16 protein-coding genes are annotated in these 17,221 nt (G+C 64.6%); 5 read left to right on the top strand and 11 right to left on the bottom strand.

Going from position 1 to position 17,221, the window contains the following annotated elements:
* Nucleotides 1-3: 3 nt before the first annotated feature.
* Nucleotides 4-1,377 carry a flagellar filament capping protein FliD gene (gene fliD / locus CLM73_RS11375; RefSeq protein WP_105238517.1) on the bottom strand — a complete coding sequence of 458 codons (1,374 nt, stop codon included), beginning with the start codon at nt 1,375-1,377 and terminating at the stop codon, nt 4-6.
* Nucleotides 1,378-1,520: 143 nt separating this feature from the next.
* Nucleotides 1,521-1,898 (bottom strand): flagellar protein FlaG, encoded by a 378-nt coding sequence (locus CLM73_RS11380; protein WP_105238518.1) that lies wholly within the window; start codon nt 1,896-1,898, stop codon nt 1,521-1,523.
* A 139-nt stretch (nt 1,899-2,037) separates the two neighbouring features.
* Between CLM73_RS11380 and CLM73_RS11385 the strand changes: the two genes are divergently transcribed.
* Nucleotides 2,038-2,775: an IclR family transcriptional regulator gene (locus tag CLM73_RS11385; RefSeq protein ID WP_105238519.1), complete on the top strand. Its 738-nt coding sequence runs from the start codon at nt 2,038-2,040 to the stop codon at nt 2,773-2,775.
* Nucleotides 2,776-2,803: 28 nt separating this feature from the next.
* Here the strand turns inward: CLM73_RS11385 and CLM73_RS11390 are convergent, their stop codons facing one another.
* From CLM73_RS11390 to CLM73_RS11405, 4 genes are all read right to left on the bottom strand, one after another.
* Nucleotides 2,804-3,970 carry an acyl-CoA dehydrogenase family protein gene (locus tag CLM73_RS11390; RefSeq protein WP_105238520.1) on the bottom strand — a complete coding sequence of 389 codons (1,167 nt, stop codon included), beginning with the start codon at nt 3,968-3,970 and terminating at the stop codon, nt 2,804-2,806.
* A complete protein-coding gene (locus tag CLM73_RS11395; RefSeq protein WP_105238521.1) occupies nt 3,960-5,201 on the bottom strand; it encodes a CaiB/BaiF CoA transferase family protein in 1,242 nt (413 codons plus the stop codon). Before CLM73_RS11395 ends, CLM73_RS11390 begins: the two co-directional genes overlap by 11 nt.
* Nucleotides 5,198-6,169: a Bug family tripartite tricarboxylate transporter substrate binding protein gene (locus tag CLM73_RS11400; protein ID WP_199778284.1), complete on the bottom strand. Its 972-nt coding sequence runs from the start codon at nt 6,167-6,169 to the stop codon at nt 5,198-5,200. The genes CLM73_RS11395 and CLM73_RS11400 overlap by 4 nt, the downstream gene beginning before the upstream one ends.
* Nucleotides 6,170-6,239: 70 nt before the next feature.
* Nucleotides 6,240-6,656 carry a cupin domain-containing protein gene (locus CLM73_RS11405; protein WP_105238522.1) on the bottom strand — a complete coding sequence of 139 codons (417 nt, stop codon included), beginning with the start codon at nt 6,654-6,656 and terminating at the stop codon, nt 6,240-6,242.
* A 166-nt stretch (nt 6,657-6,822) separates the two neighbouring features.
* Between CLM73_RS11405 and folC the strand changes: the two genes are divergently transcribed.
* From folC to purF, 4 genes are all read left to right on the top strand, one after another.
* Nucleotides 6,823-8,133, top strand: a complete 1,311-nt coding sequence (gene folC, locus CLM73_RS11410) for a bifunctional tetrahydrofolate synthase/dihydrofolate synthase (protein WP_105238523.1) — start codon at nt 6,823-6,825, stop codon at nt 8,131-8,133.
* A 73-nt stretch (nt 8,134-8,206) separates the two neighbouring features.
* Entirely contained in the window at nt 8,207-9,049 is an 843-nt protein-coding gene (locus CLM73_RS11415; protein ID WP_105238524.1) for an SPOR domain-containing protein, read from the top strand.
* A complete protein-coding gene (locus CLM73_RS11420; RefSeq protein WP_056316730.1) occupies nt 9,049-9,537 on the top strand; it encodes a CvpA family protein in 489 nt (162 codons plus the stop codon). Before CLM73_RS11415 ends, CLM73_RS11420 begins: the two co-directional genes overlap by 1 nt.
* A gap of 30 nt (nt 9,538-9,567) precedes the next feature.
* A complete protein-coding gene (purF, locus tag CLM73_RS11425; RefSeq protein ID WP_105238525.1) occupies nt 9,568-11,088 on the top strand; it encodes an amidophosphoribosyltransferase in 1,521 nt (506 codons plus the stop codon).
* Nucleotides 11,089-11,165: 77 nt separating this feature from the next.
* On the opposite strand, the gene CLM73_RS11430 is transcribed toward purF, so the two are convergent.
* From CLM73_RS11430 to map, 5 genes are all read right to left on the bottom strand, one after another.
* The gene (locus CLM73_RS11430; protein ID WP_105238526.1) at nt 11,166-11,687 is read right to left on the bottom strand and encodes a YgjP-like metallopeptidase domain-containing protein; all 522 of its coding nucleotides are present in this window, start codon (nt 11,685-11,687) and stop codon (nt 11,166-11,168) included.
* A gap of 16 nt (nt 11,688-11,703) precedes the next feature.
* Complete coding sequence (locus tag CLM73_RS11435) at nt 11,704-12,189, bottom strand: disulfide bond formation protein B (protein ID WP_105238527.1); 486 nt, start codon at nt 12,187-12,189, stop codon at nt 11,704-11,706.
* 49 nt (nt 12,190-12,238) lie between these two features.
* On the bottom strand, nt 12,239-12,952 hold the full coding sequence (locus tag CLM73_RS11440; protein ID WP_056570280.1) for a MarC family protein: 714 nt from the start codon (nt 12,950-12,952) through the stop codon (nt 12,239-12,241).
* A gap of 68 nt (nt 12,953-13,020) precedes the next feature.
* Nucleotides 13,021-15,627, bottom strand: a complete 2,607-nt coding sequence (locus CLM73_RS11445; RefSeq protein ID WP_105238528.1) for a [protein-PII] uridylyltransferase — start codon at nt 15,625-15,627, stop codon at nt 13,021-13,023.
* 16 nt (nt 15,628-15,643) lie between these two features.
* Entirely contained in the window at nt 15,644-16,465 is an 822-nt protein-coding gene (map, locus tag CLM73_RS11450) for a type I methionyl aminopeptidase (protein ID WP_105238529.1), read from the bottom strand.
* Nucleotides 16,466-17,221: the final 756 nt, after the last annotated feature.

Here is a 17,221-nt window from a genome sequence, read left to right on the forward strand (position 1 = left end):
AGTTTAGTTGGACTTGTTCATTGCAGTGAACTGTTGCGTCAGATAGTTTGCGGTGACCGTCTGCTGCGCCACGAACTTTTCCAAGGCGACGAACTGGGTGCGCATGACGTCCATGGATGCCGTGCTGGCAGCCTTCGCCCGGGCCATCTGATCCTGGACGTCCTTGATGGATTTGGCGAGCCCATCCTTGCTGTGCTTTATCGAACCCTTGTCACCCAGGATGGACTGAATGGCCTCGTCGAACTTGGCGGCAAGTCCGTTGGTCGAGGTCATGATGCGCTTGACGTCGGCGGGATTGGATGCCAGCCCTTCGCTGAGCTTGTCCTGATCGAGCTTTAGTTGGCCGTTTGTCGGATCCAGGGTAACGCCGATGTCGGCCAGTGAACGAAGCGATCCTTCCGAGGTAACGACCTGCAGGGCGCTCGACAATGAAGACTGGATGCCTCGCGTGGTGCTATCACCGGTCAGTGCCTGATTCGTTGCGGCAGCAGCGTCGAAGGCCGTCAACTTGGATATGGTGTTTTGCAACGCGTTATATGAGTTGACAAACGCTTGGACGGCTTTGGTGGGAACCGAGGCGTCGTGCTGCAGCTTCAGATTTACTACCTTGCCGGCTTCGGTTGTTTCCGTCAGGTTAAGCGTAATGCCGTCGATCGCAGAGGTAACCTTGTTGCTGGCGCTCTTGATGGCGATGCCGTTGATGTCGATTTCCGCGTCCGAGGCGACGGTTTGCTGCTTCATCGGCGAAGTCGTCGCCGAGTCGTAACTAAGAAGGTCTTGCAGCTTTTGATCGCCTGTTACGGTAATGGATTTTACCGACGCTTTCTCCCCTGTTTCCTTGGCGGAGAGCATCAGGTAGCTGCCGCTTTCGTTGGTGACGATGGAGGCACGAACAGGCGCCTCATCGTCATTGTTGATGGCTTTGGCGATGCCATCGAGCGAAGTGTCGCCCTTCAGGTCGATTGTGTGCTTACCGCCGCCGGTCAATTCGATTTCGAACGAACCCGTAGCGCCATTGCTTTCCTTGCGGCCTACCGCGGTGCTCGACTGCAAGGTTTGAGCGGAGGCCAATTTGGTCACCGTGATCGCATACTCGCCCACTGACGCGCCATTTTCTCCGACAGTGGCGGTCAACCCGTCACCGACCACTTCGGCTTTTACGGCATCCAACGTGGACGTTTTGCCAAGCGCGGCAGCCGCCTTTTGCAAGGCCTCCACAGCACTTTGTACCTGGCCGAACGCGCTGACCTTGGCCTCGTAACTGGCTTGGCGAACGGTGTACAAACTCAGTTTCTTGTCTTCAGCCGCTTGCAGCTTTGTGAGGATCTCCTCCAAAGGGAGCCCAGACGTTGAACCGAGATTGGTGATGGTAGCCATGTGAAATCCTTCCTAGCGATGCAATTCTGTCAAAAATGTGGGTCTGGCTATTGATCGGGTAGAGGCATAAGCCGGCCTTAATTCGGCCCTTCTCGTGCCGAGTTTTCCCTAGCCCGATGGCGAATGGTTACTTAAGCGCTTGATCACGCTGCGGTTTTGATGCCGTTGCCCTGCATATTCACGATCATCTTGGCAATTTTTAGGACCGATTCACTCGGGATGGTGCGGATCACGTCTCCCGAGTCCGCGTCGACCACCGAGACCACGACCTGATGGACATCCGGATCGATCTCGAACTGAAGGTGGGTCGACCAGGCCCTCATCTGCTCGTTGATCTCATCCAACGCCTTGTCCAGCGGCAATTTCTGCGCATTCGCCTGGTCCGACGTGGCACCGCCCGAGGCGCCGCTGTCGGCGCTGGCCGTTGCTGGCGCGGCGGTGGAGGACGGGTCCGGCGTGGCGATAACGGTCGAAACCGGTAACGACGCGAACGCTGCGGGGGCTAACGGGGTTACGGCCATGATCACTCCAACGGCGAGGGGGGCGTCTCGGAGAACGCGCTGTTTTCAGGAAATTCTCAGTTACCATAACGGCACCCTCGCAGGGAACTTTAGCCCCGCGCATATGGATGGTTCACGTGCTAAGAGTTTGGATCGGGCGATGAGTGTCAAGACGGCGTTGCGAGTGATCGAAATCATCGAAACCTACGCCCGCGAGAAGCGCGCGCTGCCCCTGTCGGAGCTGGCCCGCCTGCTGGACGTGCCGGTCTCCAGCTGCCTGGCGCTGATCCGCACGCTCACCAGCCTTGGCTATCTGTATGAAACGGGCCGGCGCCAGGGCTATTACCCCACCGGCCGGCTGCTCGCCATGGCCCAGCGCATCGCGCGGGCGGATCCCGTTCTGGACCGCGTCTATCCCAGCCTGGTTGAACTGCGGGACGCCACGCGAGAAACCGTCGTCTTTGCCAAGCTGTCGCCCGACGGCCGAGTCGTCTACCTGGATGTGCTGGATTCGCCGCATACGATCCGATACGCGCCCGTTGCAGGCGAGTTCAAGGATGTTCACGCCAATTCGCTGGGAAAGGCGTTGCTGTCACTGCTGGACGAACCCGCGCGCGACGCCTTGCTGGCCGACATTCCCATGACGCGCTACAACGACCGCACCCTCGTCACCCGCGAGGCCCTGCTGGCGGACCTGGACGCCGCGCGGCAGAGGGGGTGGTTCATGAACAGCGGCGAGTCCATCGCCGACGTGGGCGCAATCGCCTGGCCGGTCACGCTGTCCGGTGAGCACTACGCCATTTCGGTTGGCGGCCCGATCTACCGGATCGAGCCGGAGCAGGAAACCTACGCCCGCATCCTGCGGGCGGCCTGCACGGGTCTGGAGCAGCAGGCCTGATCCGCGCCGGCCTGCCGCTGCCCGTCGTTCAATAGGATTTGGGCAGGCCCAGCACCTTTTCCGCGATGAAGCACATGATGAGCTGCGGGCTGACCGGCGCGATGCGGGGGATGAAGCTTTCGCGCAGCAGTCGCTCCACGTGGTACTCCTTGGCATACCCCATGCCGCCCAGCGTCATCACCGCCGTCTGGCAGGCGTTGTAGCCGGCCTCGGCCGCCAGGTACTTGGCCGAATTGGCGGCGGGGCCGCAGGGCTTGCCCGCGTCGTACAGGCTGGCCGCCTTGAACACCATCAGGTCCGCGGCCTCGAGCTGCATCCAGGCCTGGGCGAGCGGATGCTGGATTCCCTGGTTCTTGCCGATGGGGCGGCCAAACACGGTGCGCTCGCCGGCGTACTTGACGGCCCGGTCCAGCGCCGCCCGGCCGATCCCCACCGCTTCGGCGGCGATCAGGATGCGCTCGGGGTTCAGGCCGTGCAGGATGTATTCAAAGCCGCGGCCTTCCTCGCCGATGCGGTCGGCCACCGGAATCCGCAGGCCGTCGATGAACAGCATGTTCGAGTCCACGGCCTTGCGGCCCATCTTCTCGATCTCCCGCACCTCGATCTTTTCGCGGTCCAGGTCGGTATAAAAGAGCGACAGGCCCTGCGTGGGCTTTTCCACCTCGGATAGCGGGGTGGTGCGCGCCAGCAGCAGCATCTTGCTGGCCACCTGCGCCGTCGAGATCCAGATCTTGCGGCCATGCACCACGTACTCGTCCCCCTGGCGCACGGCGCGGGTGCTCAGTTTGGTCGTGTCCAGCCCGGCATCGGGCTCGGTGACCGCAAAGCAGGCCTTCTCACGGCCGGCAATCAGCGGTTCCAGCCAGCGGCCGCGCTGCTCGTCGCTGCCAAAGACCACCACTGGATTCAGCCCGAAGATGTTCATGTGGACGGCAGAGGCGCCCGTGAAGCCGGCGCCCGACGCCGCGATGGTCTGCATCATCAGCGCAGCTTCGGTCATGCCCAGGCCCGCGCCGCCGTACGCCTGCGGCATGGCAATGCCCAGCCATCCGTCACGCGCCAGGTCGGCGTGCAGGGGTTCCGGAAAGCCGCCCTCGCGGTCCCGTTCCAGCCAGTACTCGTCGGGATAGCGGTCGCAGATGCGGGAAACCGCGTCGCGCAGCGCCAGTTGATCGGGGGTGAATTCAAAGTCCATCGTTGTTTCCGTCCTGGGTAATGCCACGGGCAAGCATGGCGTCGATCTGTTCCTGTTCGTAGCCCGCCTCGGTCAGCACCTCGCGGCTGTGCTCGCCCAGCCGCGGGGCAGCGCGCCGTATCGAGGTCGGCGTGCCCGCATAGCGGCCCAGCGTCCCGGTGGTGCGGATGCGGCCCTCCGATGGGTGGTCCATTTCCTGGATGAAGCCGGTGGCGGTCAAGTGCTCGTCCTGGATCAGGCCGTCGATGGTGTAGAGCTGCGAGGCCGGAATGTCGGCGCGCGCCAGTTCCCGCAGCCAGTCGTTGCTGGGACGGGTGGCGATCACCTCGGCCACGAAGGCATAGACCTCGCTGATGTGCGCGGCGCGCGCGCCATGCGTGCAGAAGCGCGGGTCTTTCGACAGCTCGGGCCGTCCGATCAGGTCAAAGAAATTGCGCCAGTGCTTGTCGTTGTAGATCAACAGGCAGATGTACCCGTCCGACGTGGCGTATGGACGGCGATGCGGGGCCAGCAGGCGCGCGTAACCGGTGGGCCCCATCGGCGGCTCGAAGGTCGCGCCGCCCAGGTGGTCGCCCAGCACCAGGTGCGCCATGCCCTCGAACATGGGAATCTCCACCGGCTGCCCGCGCCCGAGCGCGCGGGCGCTCAGCACCGCGGACACCAGCGCAATGCCGACGTGCAGACCCACCGCCCGGTCCGCCAGCGTCAGCGGCGCGTAGCGCGGCACGTCGCCGCTTTGCTGCGCGGACAGCGCGGCAATGCCGGTCTGCCCCTGGATCAGATCGTCGTAGGCGGGGCGGCCGGCGTAGGGGCCGGCCTCGCCAAACCCATAGGCGCCCACATAGACGATGCGCGGGTTGCGCGCCGTCACCGCTTCGTACGACAGGCCCAACCGCGCCATCGCCTGGGGGCGGATGTTGTAGAGCAGGGCGTCGCAGCTTTCGGCCAGTTTCAGGCAGGCCTCCAGCCCCTCGGGGGTCTTCAGGTCCAGCACGATCGAGCGCTTGTTGCGGTTCAGGTGCAGGTAGATGTGCCCCATGCCCGGGTTGCGCATGGGGCCGACGGCCCGCATGTTGTCCCCGGCCGGTGACTCCACCTTGATGACGTCCGCGCCCAGGTCCGCCAGAACCTGGGTCGCGTAAGGACCCATCACCACCGAACTGAGGTCCAGAATGCGCACGCCGGCCAGCGGTCCGGCAACCGGCGTGTCGGGCAGGGGCTGGTCGATCATTGCTGCTCGATCCCCGCGTCACGGATCAGCTTGCCCCACAGGTCGCGCTGTTCGCCGACGAACTGGGCGAAGGCCTCGGGCGTGCTCGAGAAGGCGTCGAACCCCAGTGCCGCCAGGCGCTTTTTCACGTCGGGCTTTGCCACGATCTGGTTGATGGCTGCATTCAGCTTGGCCACGATCTCGGGCGGCATGCCGGCTGGACCGAAGTAGCCGTTCCAGGAGTTCAAGTCGAAGTCGGGCACGCCCGCTTCGGCCATCGAGGGCAGGTCGGGAATGATGGCGCTGCGCTCGGCGGTGGATACGGCCAGGGCGCGCAGCTGGCCCGACTGCACGAAGGGCAGGCCGGAGGTCAGGTCCGTGAACATGAAGTCCACCTGTCCGCCGACCACGTCGGTCAGGCTCTGCGGCGTGCTTTTATAGGGCACGTGCAGGATGTCGATCTTGGCGCGGTTGGCCAGCGTGGCGCCCGCGACGATGCCGGTGCTGTTGCCGCTGGCGTAGGTGATGCGGCCCGGGTTCTTCTTGGCGTCGGCCACCAGGTCACCCACGGTCTTCCAGGGGCGCTTCGGGTTCACGACCAGGATGAAGGGCAGGTTGCCGCCGCGCGCGATCGGGGTGAAATCCTTGACCGGGTCATACGGCACGTTCTTCATCAGCCAGGGGGCGGCCGAATGGGAAGTATTGGTGGTGACGAACAGCGTGTAGCCGTCCGGCTTGGCGCGCGCCACGTAGTTGGCCGCGATCGTGGCGTTGGCGCCCGGCTTGTTCTCCACCACGATCTGCTGGCCAAGGAGGGTCGACAATTCGGCCCCGAAGATCCGGCCCACGGCGTCCGTGCCCGATCCCGCCGGGAAGGGCACCACAAGGGTAATGGGCTTGTTGGGGTAATCGGCGGCGTGGGCGGGGCCAGCCGCCATCATGGCGGCGCCGCTGACCAGCGCGGCGCCAAGCAGGCGTAGGGATTGCATGGGTGTGTCTCCTGTCTTTATTGGAATGAGGCGCGGCTCTATCGGCCGCTGCCTCGCGCGAAGCGCCGCGTCAAGCGGCTGGGGGTTGCGCCGGAAAATCGCGGATCACGCGATCGGGTGATTCTTCGTAAGGCGGCGTGTAGATCACCAGCAGGCGGGCCGGCTCATCACTCGTCACGGTGAAAACGTGGGGGATGTCGGGGGGGAAGTAACAGCAGTCGCCGGGGCCCATGTCGGCCCATTCGTCCTGCACCTGCGCGCGGGCGGTGCCCGAAATCAGGTAACAGACCTGCTCGATGCCGGGGTGCGCGTGCGGCAGGGCGCCTTTGCCCTTGTCGATGACGCCCAGCAATACCTCCACGCCGCGGGCGCCGACGGTGTCCGGGCTGATCAACCGGCGATTGAGGGTGCCGGTGTGGTTGGCGGGGCTGTAGCCCGGCACGTCGGCTTCACGCACCAGCCATTTGGGAGTTGAACGCTGCGTCATGTCTCTTCCTATTATTTTCCATACATGAATTTATTTTTACGTATGAGAAAAACATGGGCAAGCACTTTCTGACGGCGGATACCGTGCCACACCCTAGGGGATTAGGGAAAACACCGGGCGCAGACTGCTAAAATCGCAGGCTGATTTCCTTTCGCGAACCCGCCTCATGTCTTCTGTCCGCACGCCTGACGCCGCCGCCAACCTGTCCGATTGGCTGCAGTACCTGGAGTCCATCCACGCCTCCGCGATCGACATGGGGCTGGACCGGGTGCGCCAAGTCGCGGACCGCATGCAACTGTCGCTGCCCGGCGTCAAGTTCGTGGTCGGCGGCACCAACGGCAAGGGTTCCACCTGTGCCATGCTCGAGGCCATCCTGCTTGCGGCTGGCTACAAGGTGGGCCTGTACACCTCACCGCACCTCATCGACTTCAACGAGCGCGCCCGCGTCAACGGTCAGATCGCCTCCGATCAGGACCTCATCACGCAGTTCCAGGCCGTCGAAGCCGCGCGCGGCGATGTGTCGCTGACTTACTTCGAATTCACCACGCTGGCCATTCTGCGCCTCTTCTCGCAGTCGCGCCTGGATGCCGTCGTCCTCGAAGTCGGCCTGGGCGGACGCCTGGATGCCGTCAACATCGTAGACGCCGACTGCTCCATCGTCACCAGCGTCGACCTGGACCACACCGACTGGCTGGGCGACACGCGCGAAAAAATCGGCTTCGAAAAAGCCCACATCTACCGCAGCGGCCGACCGGCCATCTGCAGTGATCCGGTGCCCCCGCAGTCGCTGCTGGATCACGTCGAAGCCATCGGCGCGGACCTGTGGCTGTTCGGACGCGACTACAACTATTCGGGCGATCGCCAGCAGTGGGCGTACGGCGGGCGCGAACAGCGCCGCAGCGGGATGGCCTATCCGGCCCTGCGCGGCGCCAACCAGTTGCTCAACGCCTCGGCGGCGCTGGCCGCGCTGGAATCCGTGCGCGACCGGCTGCCCGTGCAGCAGCAGGCCGTGCGCCTGGGGTTGTTGCAGGCCTCGCTGCCCGGCCGCTTCCAGATTCTGCCGGGCCAACCCACGGTCATCCTCGACGTGGCGCACAACCCGCATGCCGCTGCCGTGCTGGCGCAAAACCTCGACAACATGGGCTTTCATCCGTACACCCACGCGGTGTTCGGCATGCTGAACGACAAGGATCTCGCCGGCGTGGTGGCCAAATTCGGCTCCCGCGTCGACTACTGGTATTGCGCCGGTCTTCCGGGACCGCGTGGCACCCCCGCTCAGGCGCTCGCGGACCAGGTCGCCGCAGCCCTCCCGCCGCTGCCCGCCAGCAGCGAAAGCCCCAACATTCAGCCCTACGCCGATCCCGCCCAGGCCTTTGCCTCAGCGCGCGAACGGGCGGGGGAGAATGATAGAATCGTGGTATTCGGATCGTTTCTCACCGTAGCCTCCGTTTTGCAGGCTCTGGGTCGCAAGGCATAGGCAAATCGGGCCATTCGCGTCATGGCGGCCCCGCCGCTTCAATGCCGCAAGGCGCCGCAAGGAATTCTCTTCCATGGGTTTTTTCAAACGCAAAGATCCCGCCGAGCAGGCGCAGGCCTCCAAACGGGCTGCCGTGCCAAGCGAGGTCCAGGCCGCCGAGTTGCGTGGCCGCGCGCGTCGCAGGCTCGCGGGCGCCGTAGCGCTGGTGCTGGCAGCCGTCATCGTCCTTCCCATGGTGCTGGATTCGCAGCCCGCCCCGGTCGACGACAACATTCCCATCAAGGTGCCGGAACGCAATACGCCGTTCCAGCCGCAAGTCTCCGAACCGCAGGCCGCTGCCCCGGCCGAACCGACCGCGCCCACCGACCCCGCCGCCGTGCCCACGCCGCCTGGCGTGACGTCCGTGCCGCCCGTGGCCGCTGCGTCCAACACGCCACACGCCGCAACAAACACCACGCCGCACACCACCGCGCCCGCCGCACAGCCGGTCACGCCTGCTGTCCCGCCGGTCACGCCGCCCAAGCCCGAGGTCAAACCCAAGCCCGAGCCCGCCAAACCCGCGACGCCCGCCAAACCCGATTCGCGTTCGGACGACGGCGCGCGCGCCTTGGCGCTGCTCGAGGGCCGCAACGCCCCGGCGTCCACGGCCAAGCCCGACACGCCCAAGCCGGCTGCCTCCAAGGGCAATTTCGTGCTGCAGATCGCCGCGTACACCACGTCGGAAGACGCCCAGTCGCGCCGCGGCAAGCTACATCAGGCCGGCGTCACCAATGCATTTGTCGAGCAGGCCAACATCAATGGCAAGCAGCAGTTCCGTTTGCGCGTGGGGCCGTTCCCCTCGCGCGAGGCGGCTCAGGCGGCCCAGGCGCGGTTGCGCACGCTGGGCTATGACAATGGTTTCATTGCCGCCCAATAGTGACCGGCTTCGACTTCGTCGTGCTGGCCATCCTGGTGGTATCGGGTGTGCTGGGCCTGGTGCGCGGCCTGCTCAAAGAGGTGCTGTCGCTGGTCGCCTATCTGCTGGCCTTCGTGGCCGCGATATGGTGGGGCCCCACGGTCTATACCTGGCTGGAGCCCTATATTGAAACGACGCTGCTGCGCATGGGAGTCTCCTACGCGGCGGTGTTCATCATCGTGTTGCTCGGCGTGGGGTTGGTCAATATGACGCTTGCCGCCCTGATCCGCAGCACCGGACTGAGCCCCGCCGATCACGGGCTGGGCGGAATGTTCGGGCTGGCCCGTGGTCTATTGATTGTGCTGGCGCTGGTCGCCGCCGCAGGGTATACGCCGCTGCCGCAAGAGCCATGGTGGCAGGACGCCATGTTTTCGCATTCGGCCATCGAGGCCATCAAACATATCAAGACGTGGCTGCCGCCAACCCTGGCGACGTGGCTGCCGTACTGATTAGCTTCAAATCAACCAGGAAATCTCACCATGTGTGGAATCGTAGGGGTCATCGGGCGCGGGCCGGTCAACCAGCTGCTCTATGACAGCTTGCTGCTGTTGCAGCATCGCGGGCAGGACGCCGCGGGCATTGCGACGTCGCAAGGCAACCAGTTCAATATGTACAAGGCGCACGGCCTGGTGCGCGACGTGTTCCGCACGCGCAACATGCGCGCGCTGCCCGGCACGTCCGGCGTCGGCCAGGTCCGCTATCCGACCGCTGGCTCCAGCGCCAGCGAAGAAGAGGCCCAGCCTTTCTACGTCAACGCCCCGTTCGGCATCATGTTGTCCCACAACGGCAACCTGACCAACTGGCGCGAACTGCGTGAATCGCTGTACCGCGTCGACCGCCGTCACATCAACACGAACTCCGATTCCGAAGTCCTCTTGAACGTGTTGGCGCACGAGCTGCAATCGGCCGCCAACGGCGTGTCGCTCGATGACGACGCCATGTTCCGCGCAGTTGCCGCCTTGCACAAGCGCGTGCGCGGCGCCTACGCCGTCGTAGCCCAGATTTCCGGCTACGGCCTGCTCGCCTTCCGCGATCCCAACGGCATCCGTCCGCTGTGCATCGGGCGCCAGGAAACCGAAGAAGGCGTCGAATGGATGGCCGCCTCGGAATCCGTGGCCCTCGAAGGCAGCGGTTTCACCTTCGTGCGCGACGTCGAGCCCGGCGAAGCCGTCTTCATCGACCTGGACGGCCGCATGGTCGCCCGCCAGTGCGCCGACAATCCGCAGCTCGTTCCCTGCATTTTCGAGTACGTCTACTTCGCCCGCCCCGATTCGATGATCGACGGCGTGTCGGTGTACGACGCGCGCCTGCGCATGGGTGAATATCTGGCCGACAAGGTTGCACGCAACATGCGCCTGGGCGACATCGACGTCGTCATGCCGATTCCCGATTCCTCGCGCCCGGCCGCCATGCAGCTTGCCGCGCGCCTGAACCTGGACTATCGCGAAGGGCTCATCAAGAACCGCTACGTGGGCCGTACGTTCATCATGCCGGGTCAGGCCGTGCGCCGTAAGTCGGTGCGCCAGAAGCTCAATGCCATCGGCATGGAATTCAAAGGCAAGAACGTGCTGCTGGTGGACGACTCCATCGTGCGCGGCACGACCAGCCGCGAAATCGTCGACATGGCCCGCGCCGCCGGCGCCAACAAGGTGTACTTCGCCTCGGCCGCGCCTCCGGTGCGCTTTCCCAACGTGTACGGCATCGACATGCCCACGCAAAGCGAACTGATCGCCACCGGCCGCACGGACGAGGAAATCGCCCGCGCGATCGGCGCCGACAGCCTGATCTACCAGGACCTGCACGACATGCAGCAGTCGGTCCGCGACATCAATCCCAAGCTCACGCGCTTCGAGGCATCGTGCTTCGACGGCCAGTACATCACCGGCGACATCACGCCCGAGTACCTGGCCCGTCTGGGGCAGTCGCGCTCCGAGCCCGGCAAGGACGAAGACGCGGGCGGACTGCGCTTCAACATGGGCTACACCTCCGACGACGCCTGATTCCTGCGGGCGTCTCGCGCAGACAAAAATGCCGTCCCTCGGGACGGCATTTTTTTCGCCGGCGGCGCACGCAATGGTCAGCCTTGCGCTTCCCACAGCGGCGTGCGCGTGGCCTCCAGATGTGTCAGGTACAGCCGCAGGTCGAACTCGTACTGGTGATAGTGCGGTTCCATGCGCAGGCACATGTTGTAGAAGGCCTTGTTGTGGTCCTTTTCCTTCAGGTGGGCCAGCTCGTGCGCGGTGATCATCTTCAGGAATTCGGCGGGCACGTTCTTGAACAGCGTCGCCACCCGGATCTCGTGCTTGGCTTTGAGCTTGCCGCCCTGCACGCGCGAGATGTAGGTGTGCTGGCCCAGCGCGTGCTGGATCACGTGGATCTTGCTGTCAAAGGCCACCTTGTTGATCTGATCGCCGTTGCGCATGTAGGCGTTCTTCAGGTCGGTCACGTACTGGTACAGCGCCTTGTCGGTGCGCACTTCATGTGCGCCGCCCGGATACCGGGCAAGCAGGGCGGCGCCCAGCTTGTCCTGGTCCAGCAGCTTTTGCGCTTGCGCCAAGAGCGGTTCCGGATAGCCGGAGAGGTATTTCAGGGTCTGCACGATCTCAATGCGGCGTTCAGGCCGAGGCGCCGCGCCGGAACACCACCGGCAGCGCCATGAAGAACAGGATCACGAAGAGCGCCAGGCTCCACAAGGCGTACTCGACGCCCAGCACCGGCACCTTGGCGTCCATGCAGGTGGCATAGATGCCGAACAGCGACGGGATGGCGCTTTCCAGGCCGATGCCGGTCATGAAGCGATCGGCAAATGTCTGGTCGCACGACAGCATGTTGGCGGCAACGCTGTACTGATACCAGGCGGCCACGATGCCGGACAGCGACAAGAGGGCAGCAAGAAAGCCGCAGATCCGCGTCAGCGCGCGTCCGCCGCCAAAGCCGCCGATCAGCGCGACCACGCCGATCACCAGGTAGATCAGGCGCTGCATCACGCACCAGGCGCAGGGCGGCATATCGAAGACGTGCTGGGAAACGAGGGCGATGCCCACCGCGCCAAACGAAAAGAGGGCGATCAGGCGGAGCAGGCGTTCTGAGCGAGAGGTCATTGTTGCGTTGGAATAAGTTGGTCGAAGCCGGCGCGGCGGCCGGACATGCTTAGGCCTTCGGGACGGGAATTGGTTGCATCACCTGGGTCAGCACGCTCAGAAGCAGCTCCCGCGCGCCTTCCCAGAAAATCTGCACCCCCAGGCAAAGCATGATGAAGGCGGACAGCCGCATGAAGACCGCCGTGCCGTTGTCCCCCAGGCGATGCAGCATCTGGGCCGCAAAGCGCAGGCAGACGTAAAGCGTCAACGAAACGACGATGATGCCGGGAATGGAGCCCGCCAGCCGCACCAGGCTCCAGGCGTGGTTCGTGTCCCGCAACGAGACGCCCACCGTGATGGCGGCCGCAATGGAGCCCGGGCCGCAGCTGATGGGAAAGGTCAGCGGATAGAACGCGCGGGCCTTTGCCATCTCGGGCGTGAACGACTCGGCCATGCGCGCCACCCGTTCGGTGTCGGCATCCGGCGAGTTCACCAGCCGCCAGGCGCTGGCGATCACCAGCATGCCCCCGCCCACGCGCACGATCGACAGCGAGATGCCGAAAAAACTGAGGAGCACGTTGCCCGCCACCATGGCCACGATCAGCATCAGGCACACGTTGATCGCAACCCGCTTGGCCAGCACCACCCGCGTGGCCGAGGACGCGCCCTCGGTCAGCGATAGGAAGATGGGGGCGATCGCAGGCGGATTCAGGAACGGCAGCAGGGTCGCCAGCGCGAAGAAAAAGCTGCCACCGAAAATGCGCAGATAGTCGTTGAGCTGCATGTGAGCAAGCGTCGCCTGGCCGAAAACCCGGATTGTATGCGTTCCGGGCCGGGTCTGGCGATGCGGGCTCAGGCGGCGCGCTGCTGGGCCTCGTCGCCCGAAAGCGCGTCCAGGATGTCGCGTTCGAACTGCATCTGGCTGCGGGGGCGCGCCAGCGCGGATCCGTCCACGATGAACACGTCTTCCACGCGGTCGCCCAGCGTCATGATCTTGGCCATGAGCAGGTTGATCTCGTGACGGGCAAAGACGCGCGCCAGGGCGTGCAGCAGCCCGGGGCGGTCCGTCGCCGTGACGGACAGCCGCCACGACGTGCTGCGTTCGTCCGGCTGGAGTTCGGCCTGGGGCATGACTGGAAACACGCGCGACACGCGCGACTGCCGGCCGCGTCCGTACCAGCCGCCGCGGCCGGGCTGGGCCTGCGCGGCCGTCTGCGGATCCTTCAGGCGTTCGGCCAGTTCGTGTTCAACCAGCGTGGCCTGCGCGCGCAGGTCGCTCGCGCCCTCCGGCAGCAGGACGATGAAGCTGTCCAGCGCCCAGCCATGGCGGGTCGTGTGAATGCGCGCATCCTGAATGGATAGCGACTTGGCGTCGAAATAACCGCAAATGGCGACGAACAGGTCAGGCGCGTCGCGCGTGTACACCATGATCTGCAGACCTTCGCCCTGCTCGGTGGGGCGCGCCTTGACCACGGCTTTGGCTGGCGCGACCTGGTGGTACAGGTGGCGCGTGTGCCAGGCGATGTCGGACGCGTCATGGCGCAGGAAATACGCCACGTCCAGCTGATTCCAGAACGCTTCGCGCGCGTCGTCGCGCAGTCCGGCCAGCCGGGTCAGCCGCGCCGCTTCTTCCTTGCGCTCGGCCAGGACGGTGTGGGCGTCGGCATGGGCGCCGCCCAGGGCCGCCAGCGTCAGCTTGTACAGGTCTTCCAGCAGCTTGCCCTTCCAGGCGTTCCAGACCTTGGGACTGGTGCCGCGGATATCGGCCACCGTCAGCAGATACAGCGCGGTCAGGTGGCGCTCGTCCTTGACCGTGGCAGCGAACGATTGCACGACCTCGGGGTCGGACAAGTCGCGCTTTTGCGCCACCGCCGACATCAGCAGATGCTGGCGCACCAGAAACTCCACCAGCTTCGCGTCCTCCGGGTCCATGCCGTGCTCCGCCGCGAACTTGCGCACTTCGCGCGCGCCCAGTTCGGAGTGGTCGCCGCCGCGGCCCTTGGCGATGTCGTGAAACAGCGCCGCCACGTACAGCAACCAGTGCCGGTCCAGGCCGGCGATCAGCTGGCTGGCCAGCGGGTACTCCTGTGCGTGCTCGGGCATGGTGAAGCGGCGCAGATTGCGCACCACCGCCAGCGTGTGCTGGTCCACCGTATAGGCATGGAAGAGATCGTGCTGCATCTGCCCGACGATGCGGCGAAACACCGGCAGATACCGCGGCAGGATGTTCAGCATGGTCATGCGCCGCAACTCATGGACGATGCCCCGCGGCTGCTGCAGGATCTGCAGGAACAGCTTGCGATTGACCGGGTTGCGGCGGAATTGCGCGTCGATGCGATGGCGCGAATGCCAGATGGCGCGCAGCGTGCGGGCCGACATGCCGGTCAGCTCTGGGTGCTGCTGCATCACCAGGAAGGCGCGCAGCAGCAGCGTGGGATTGCGCTCGAAGCCGTCGTCCCGAATGATGTCCAGGCGGTCGCGCAGGTTGCGGAAATCGTCGTCGATGTCCCGCGCGTCGCTGTCGGGGCGCGGGAATAGCCGTTCCTCGATGTTCTGCACCAGGATGCCGTTCAGCTGCGTCACCAGCCGCGCCGCCCAGTAGTAGCGCTGCATCAGCAGTTCGCTGCCACGCCGCGTGGCGGTGGCGTGAATGCCATAGACCTCGGCCAGTGCGGGCTGCAGATCGAACAGCACCCGGTCTTCGCGCCGGTTGGCCAGCAGGTGCAGTTCAATGCGCAGGCGTTTGAAGGCCTGCTCGGCCTTGCGCAGGTCGCGCGCCTCGGACGAGGTCAACAGGCCCGCCTGCGCCACCGAACGCCAGTTGTTGCCAAAACCGGCGGCGCGCGCCATCCATAGAATGACCTGGAGATCGCGCAGGCCGCCCGGCGATTCCTTGCAATTGGGCTCCAGCGCGTACGGCGTGTCGTGGTAGCGCGCATGGCGCTGCTGCATTTCCACGCGCTTGGCCAGAAAGAACGCTTGCGGATCGAGGCGGGACTTGGTCGCTGCATCGAATTTGCGCATCAGCACGCGGCTGCCGGCCAGCCAGCGCGATTCCAGAAGCGCGGTCTCTACCGTGATGTCCGCGTCCGCCTCGCGCTCGCAGTCCTCGATGGTGCGCACGCTGTGGCCGGGCTCCAGTCCCAGATCCCACAGCGAAGCCACCAGCTTTTCGATCGCGCTTTCTTCATCGGGCGTTGGCGCGTGCGGCAGCAGGATCAGCAGGTCGACGTCGGAATGGGGGTAGAGCTCACCCCGGCCATAACCGCCCACGGCCGCCAGCGTGGCGCCGATCGGCAGCGGGCAATGCTTGACCAGGTCCCGCAGCGCGGCGTCCACGATGCGGCGCAGCTCGGTCAGCAGAATGTCCGGCCGTTCGTGTTCCCGGAACTGGGCCACCACGGCCCGCCGGGATTCCTGAATGCGTTCGCGCAACTTGCTGAGGATTTCGGCGGTCATGGGTGGCTGCGGGTCTTCAGACGGCGGGGATGACGATGGGTTCGGTGATGAACGCGGGCGGCTGGGGCATGCCGGGCGAGAGGGTCAGGACCTCGTAGCCGGTTTCCGTCACGCAGACGGCGTGTTCCCATTGCGCGGACAGGCTGTGGTCGCGGGTGACAACGGTCCAGCCGTCGGCCAGTTGCCGGATCTCGCGGCGGCCGGCGTTGATCATGGGCTCGATGGTGAACAGCATGCCGGTCACCAGTTTCACGCCCGAGCCGGGCTTGCCGTAATGCAGCACCTGCGGATCTTCATGGAAGCGCTCACCGATGCCGTGGCCGCAGAATTCTCGGACGACTGAGAAGCCGTTCGACTCGGCGTGCTTCTGGATCGCATTGCCGATGTCGCCCAGCGTGGCGCCGTTCTTGACCTGCTGGATGCCCTTCCACATGCACTCGAACGTGATGTCGGACAGGCGCCGGGACAGGATGGACTGTTCGCCCACCGCGTACATCCGGCTGGTGTCGCCGAACCAGCCATCCTTGATGATGGTGACGTCGATGTTCAATGAGTCCCCGTTTTTCAGGACCTTGTCGCCCGGGATGCCGTGGCACACCTGGTGGTTGACCGAGGTACAGATGGCGCCGGGGAAGGGCGGGTAGCCCGGGGGCGCGTAGCCGACCGTGGCGGACTTCACCTTCAGTTCGTCGGTCAGGTATTCCAGGCACAGGCGGTCGAGTTCGCCCGTGGTGACCCCCGGCTTGACGTGCGGGGTGATGAAATCGAGAACTTTGGCGGCGTCCTGGCAGGCGGCGCGCATTTTGGCCAGGTCGGCCGGATTGGTGATTGTGCCCATGGAATGCTTGCGACGAGTCGCTTGAATGTCTGCTTGAAAGAATAGTAGAATTATAGGCTTCCCTAAAAATTTGGGGAGCAATCGGGTTACCGGCAAGAAGGGTTGGGGCGAGAACATCCAGGTGAGAACATCATCAGGGATGGGAACATCCCGGCCCCCAGCCAAACCCGGCGGGTGCTGGTTTTTAGGTCCAGAGCACACCTGGCAGGAAATCTGGTTTCGCGCGGGTCCTTCCTGGGACCTTGCGGCAAGCCCTGAAGTTTCACCGCAAGCGAAGGTTGTGGAGCGAATTCGGGCAGGCTGCTGGGGGAAGGGAAAGCCTCGGGCGTTACACGGAAGTCCGGCTGGGCAGGCTGTGGACGTGAATGCCGACACTGGCTGGGCGCGGTGTGCTTGCAAGCCCGGAAGTGTTTTCGAGCGGCGATGCAGGTTCGGTATGGGCGCTGGATTAAGTTCTTGGAAACATGCTGAAAAGCGTGTCCTGAAAAGGATCCTTAAGAACTGCCACAGTGGCCTGATGCGCGGGCTGGCCTTGCGGCCAGGTTTGCGAAGAACTGGATTTCGCCGCCAACAAAACAATTCCGGGTGCGTCTCGAAGAAACTTCCAGGAACCTTCCTGGAGTGTCGGACAGACGCAATGCAAGTCTCTTGTCGTGTGGCGGCCGTCTGGGTTTATCGCGGCAGCGTAGTAGAAGTCGTAAAAGGCGAGCCGCTACAGGCAACGCGCCTGGAGCGTCGTAGTTATTGCGGCAGTGA

The organism is Achromobacter spanius, from assembly GCF_002966795.1.
GTDB classification, from domain to species: domain Bacteria; phylum Pseudomonadota; class Gammaproteobacteria; order Burkholderiales; family Burkholderiaceae_B; genus Achromobacter; species Achromobacter spanius_D.

Excerpts from the sequence above, each read along its gene's own strand:
- fliD (WP_105238517.1), bottom strand. The coding sequence starts at position 1,377 with ATGGCTACCATCACCAATCTCGGTTCAACGTCTGGGCTCCCTTTGGAG.
- CLM73_RS11380 (WP_105238518.1), bottom strand. The coding sequence starts at position 1,898 with ATGGCCGTAACCCCGTTAGCCCCCGCAGCGTTCGCGTCGTTACCGGTT.
- CLM73_RS11385 (WP_105238519.1), top strand. The coding sequence starts at position 2,038 with ATGAGTGTCAAGACGGCGTTGCGAGTGATCGAAATCATCGAAACCTAC.
- CLM73_RS11390 (WP_105238520.1), bottom strand. The coding sequence starts at position 3,970 with ATGGACTTTGAATTCACCCCCGATCAACTGGCGCTGCGCGACGCGGTT.
- CLM73_RS11395 (WP_105238521.1), bottom strand. The coding sequence starts at position 5,201 with ATGATCGACCAGCCCCTGCCCGACACGCCGGTTGCCGGACCGCTGGCC.
- CLM73_RS11400 (WP_199778284.1), bottom strand. The coding sequence starts at position 6,169 with ATGCAATCCCTACGCCTGCTTGGCGCCGCGCTGGTCAGCGGCGCCGCC.
- CLM73_RS11405 (WP_105238522.1), bottom strand. The coding sequence starts at position 6,656 with ATGACGCAGCGTTCAACTCCCAAATGGCTGGTGCGTGAAGCCGACGTG.
- folC (WP_105238523.1), top strand. The coding sequence starts at position 6,823 with ATGTCTTCTGTCCGCACGCCTGACGCCGCCGCCAACCTGTCCGATTGG.
- CLM73_RS11415 (WP_105238524.1), top strand. The coding sequence starts at position 8,207 with ATGGGTTTTTTCAAACGCAAAGATCCCGCCGAGCAGGCGCAGGCCTCC.
- purF (WP_105238525.1), top strand. The coding sequence starts at position 9,568 with ATGTGTGGAATCGTAGGGGTCATCGGGCGCGGGCCGGTCAACCAGCTG.
- CLM73_RS11435 (WP_105238527.1), bottom strand. The coding sequence starts at position 12,189 with ATGACCTCTCGCTCAGAACGCCTGCTCCGCCTGATCGCCCTCTTTTCG.
- CLM73_RS11440 (WP_056570280.1), bottom strand. The coding sequence starts at position 12,952 with ATGCAGCTCAACGACTATCTGCGCATTTTCGGTGGCAGCTTTTTCTTC.
- CLM73_RS11445 (WP_105238528.1), bottom strand. The coding sequence starts at position 15,627 with ATGACCGCCGAAATCCTCAGCAAGTTGCGCGAACGCATTCAGGAATCC.
- map (WP_105238529.1), bottom strand. The coding sequence starts at position 16,465 with ATGGGCACAATCACCAATCCGGCCGACCTGGCCAAAATGCGCGCCGCC.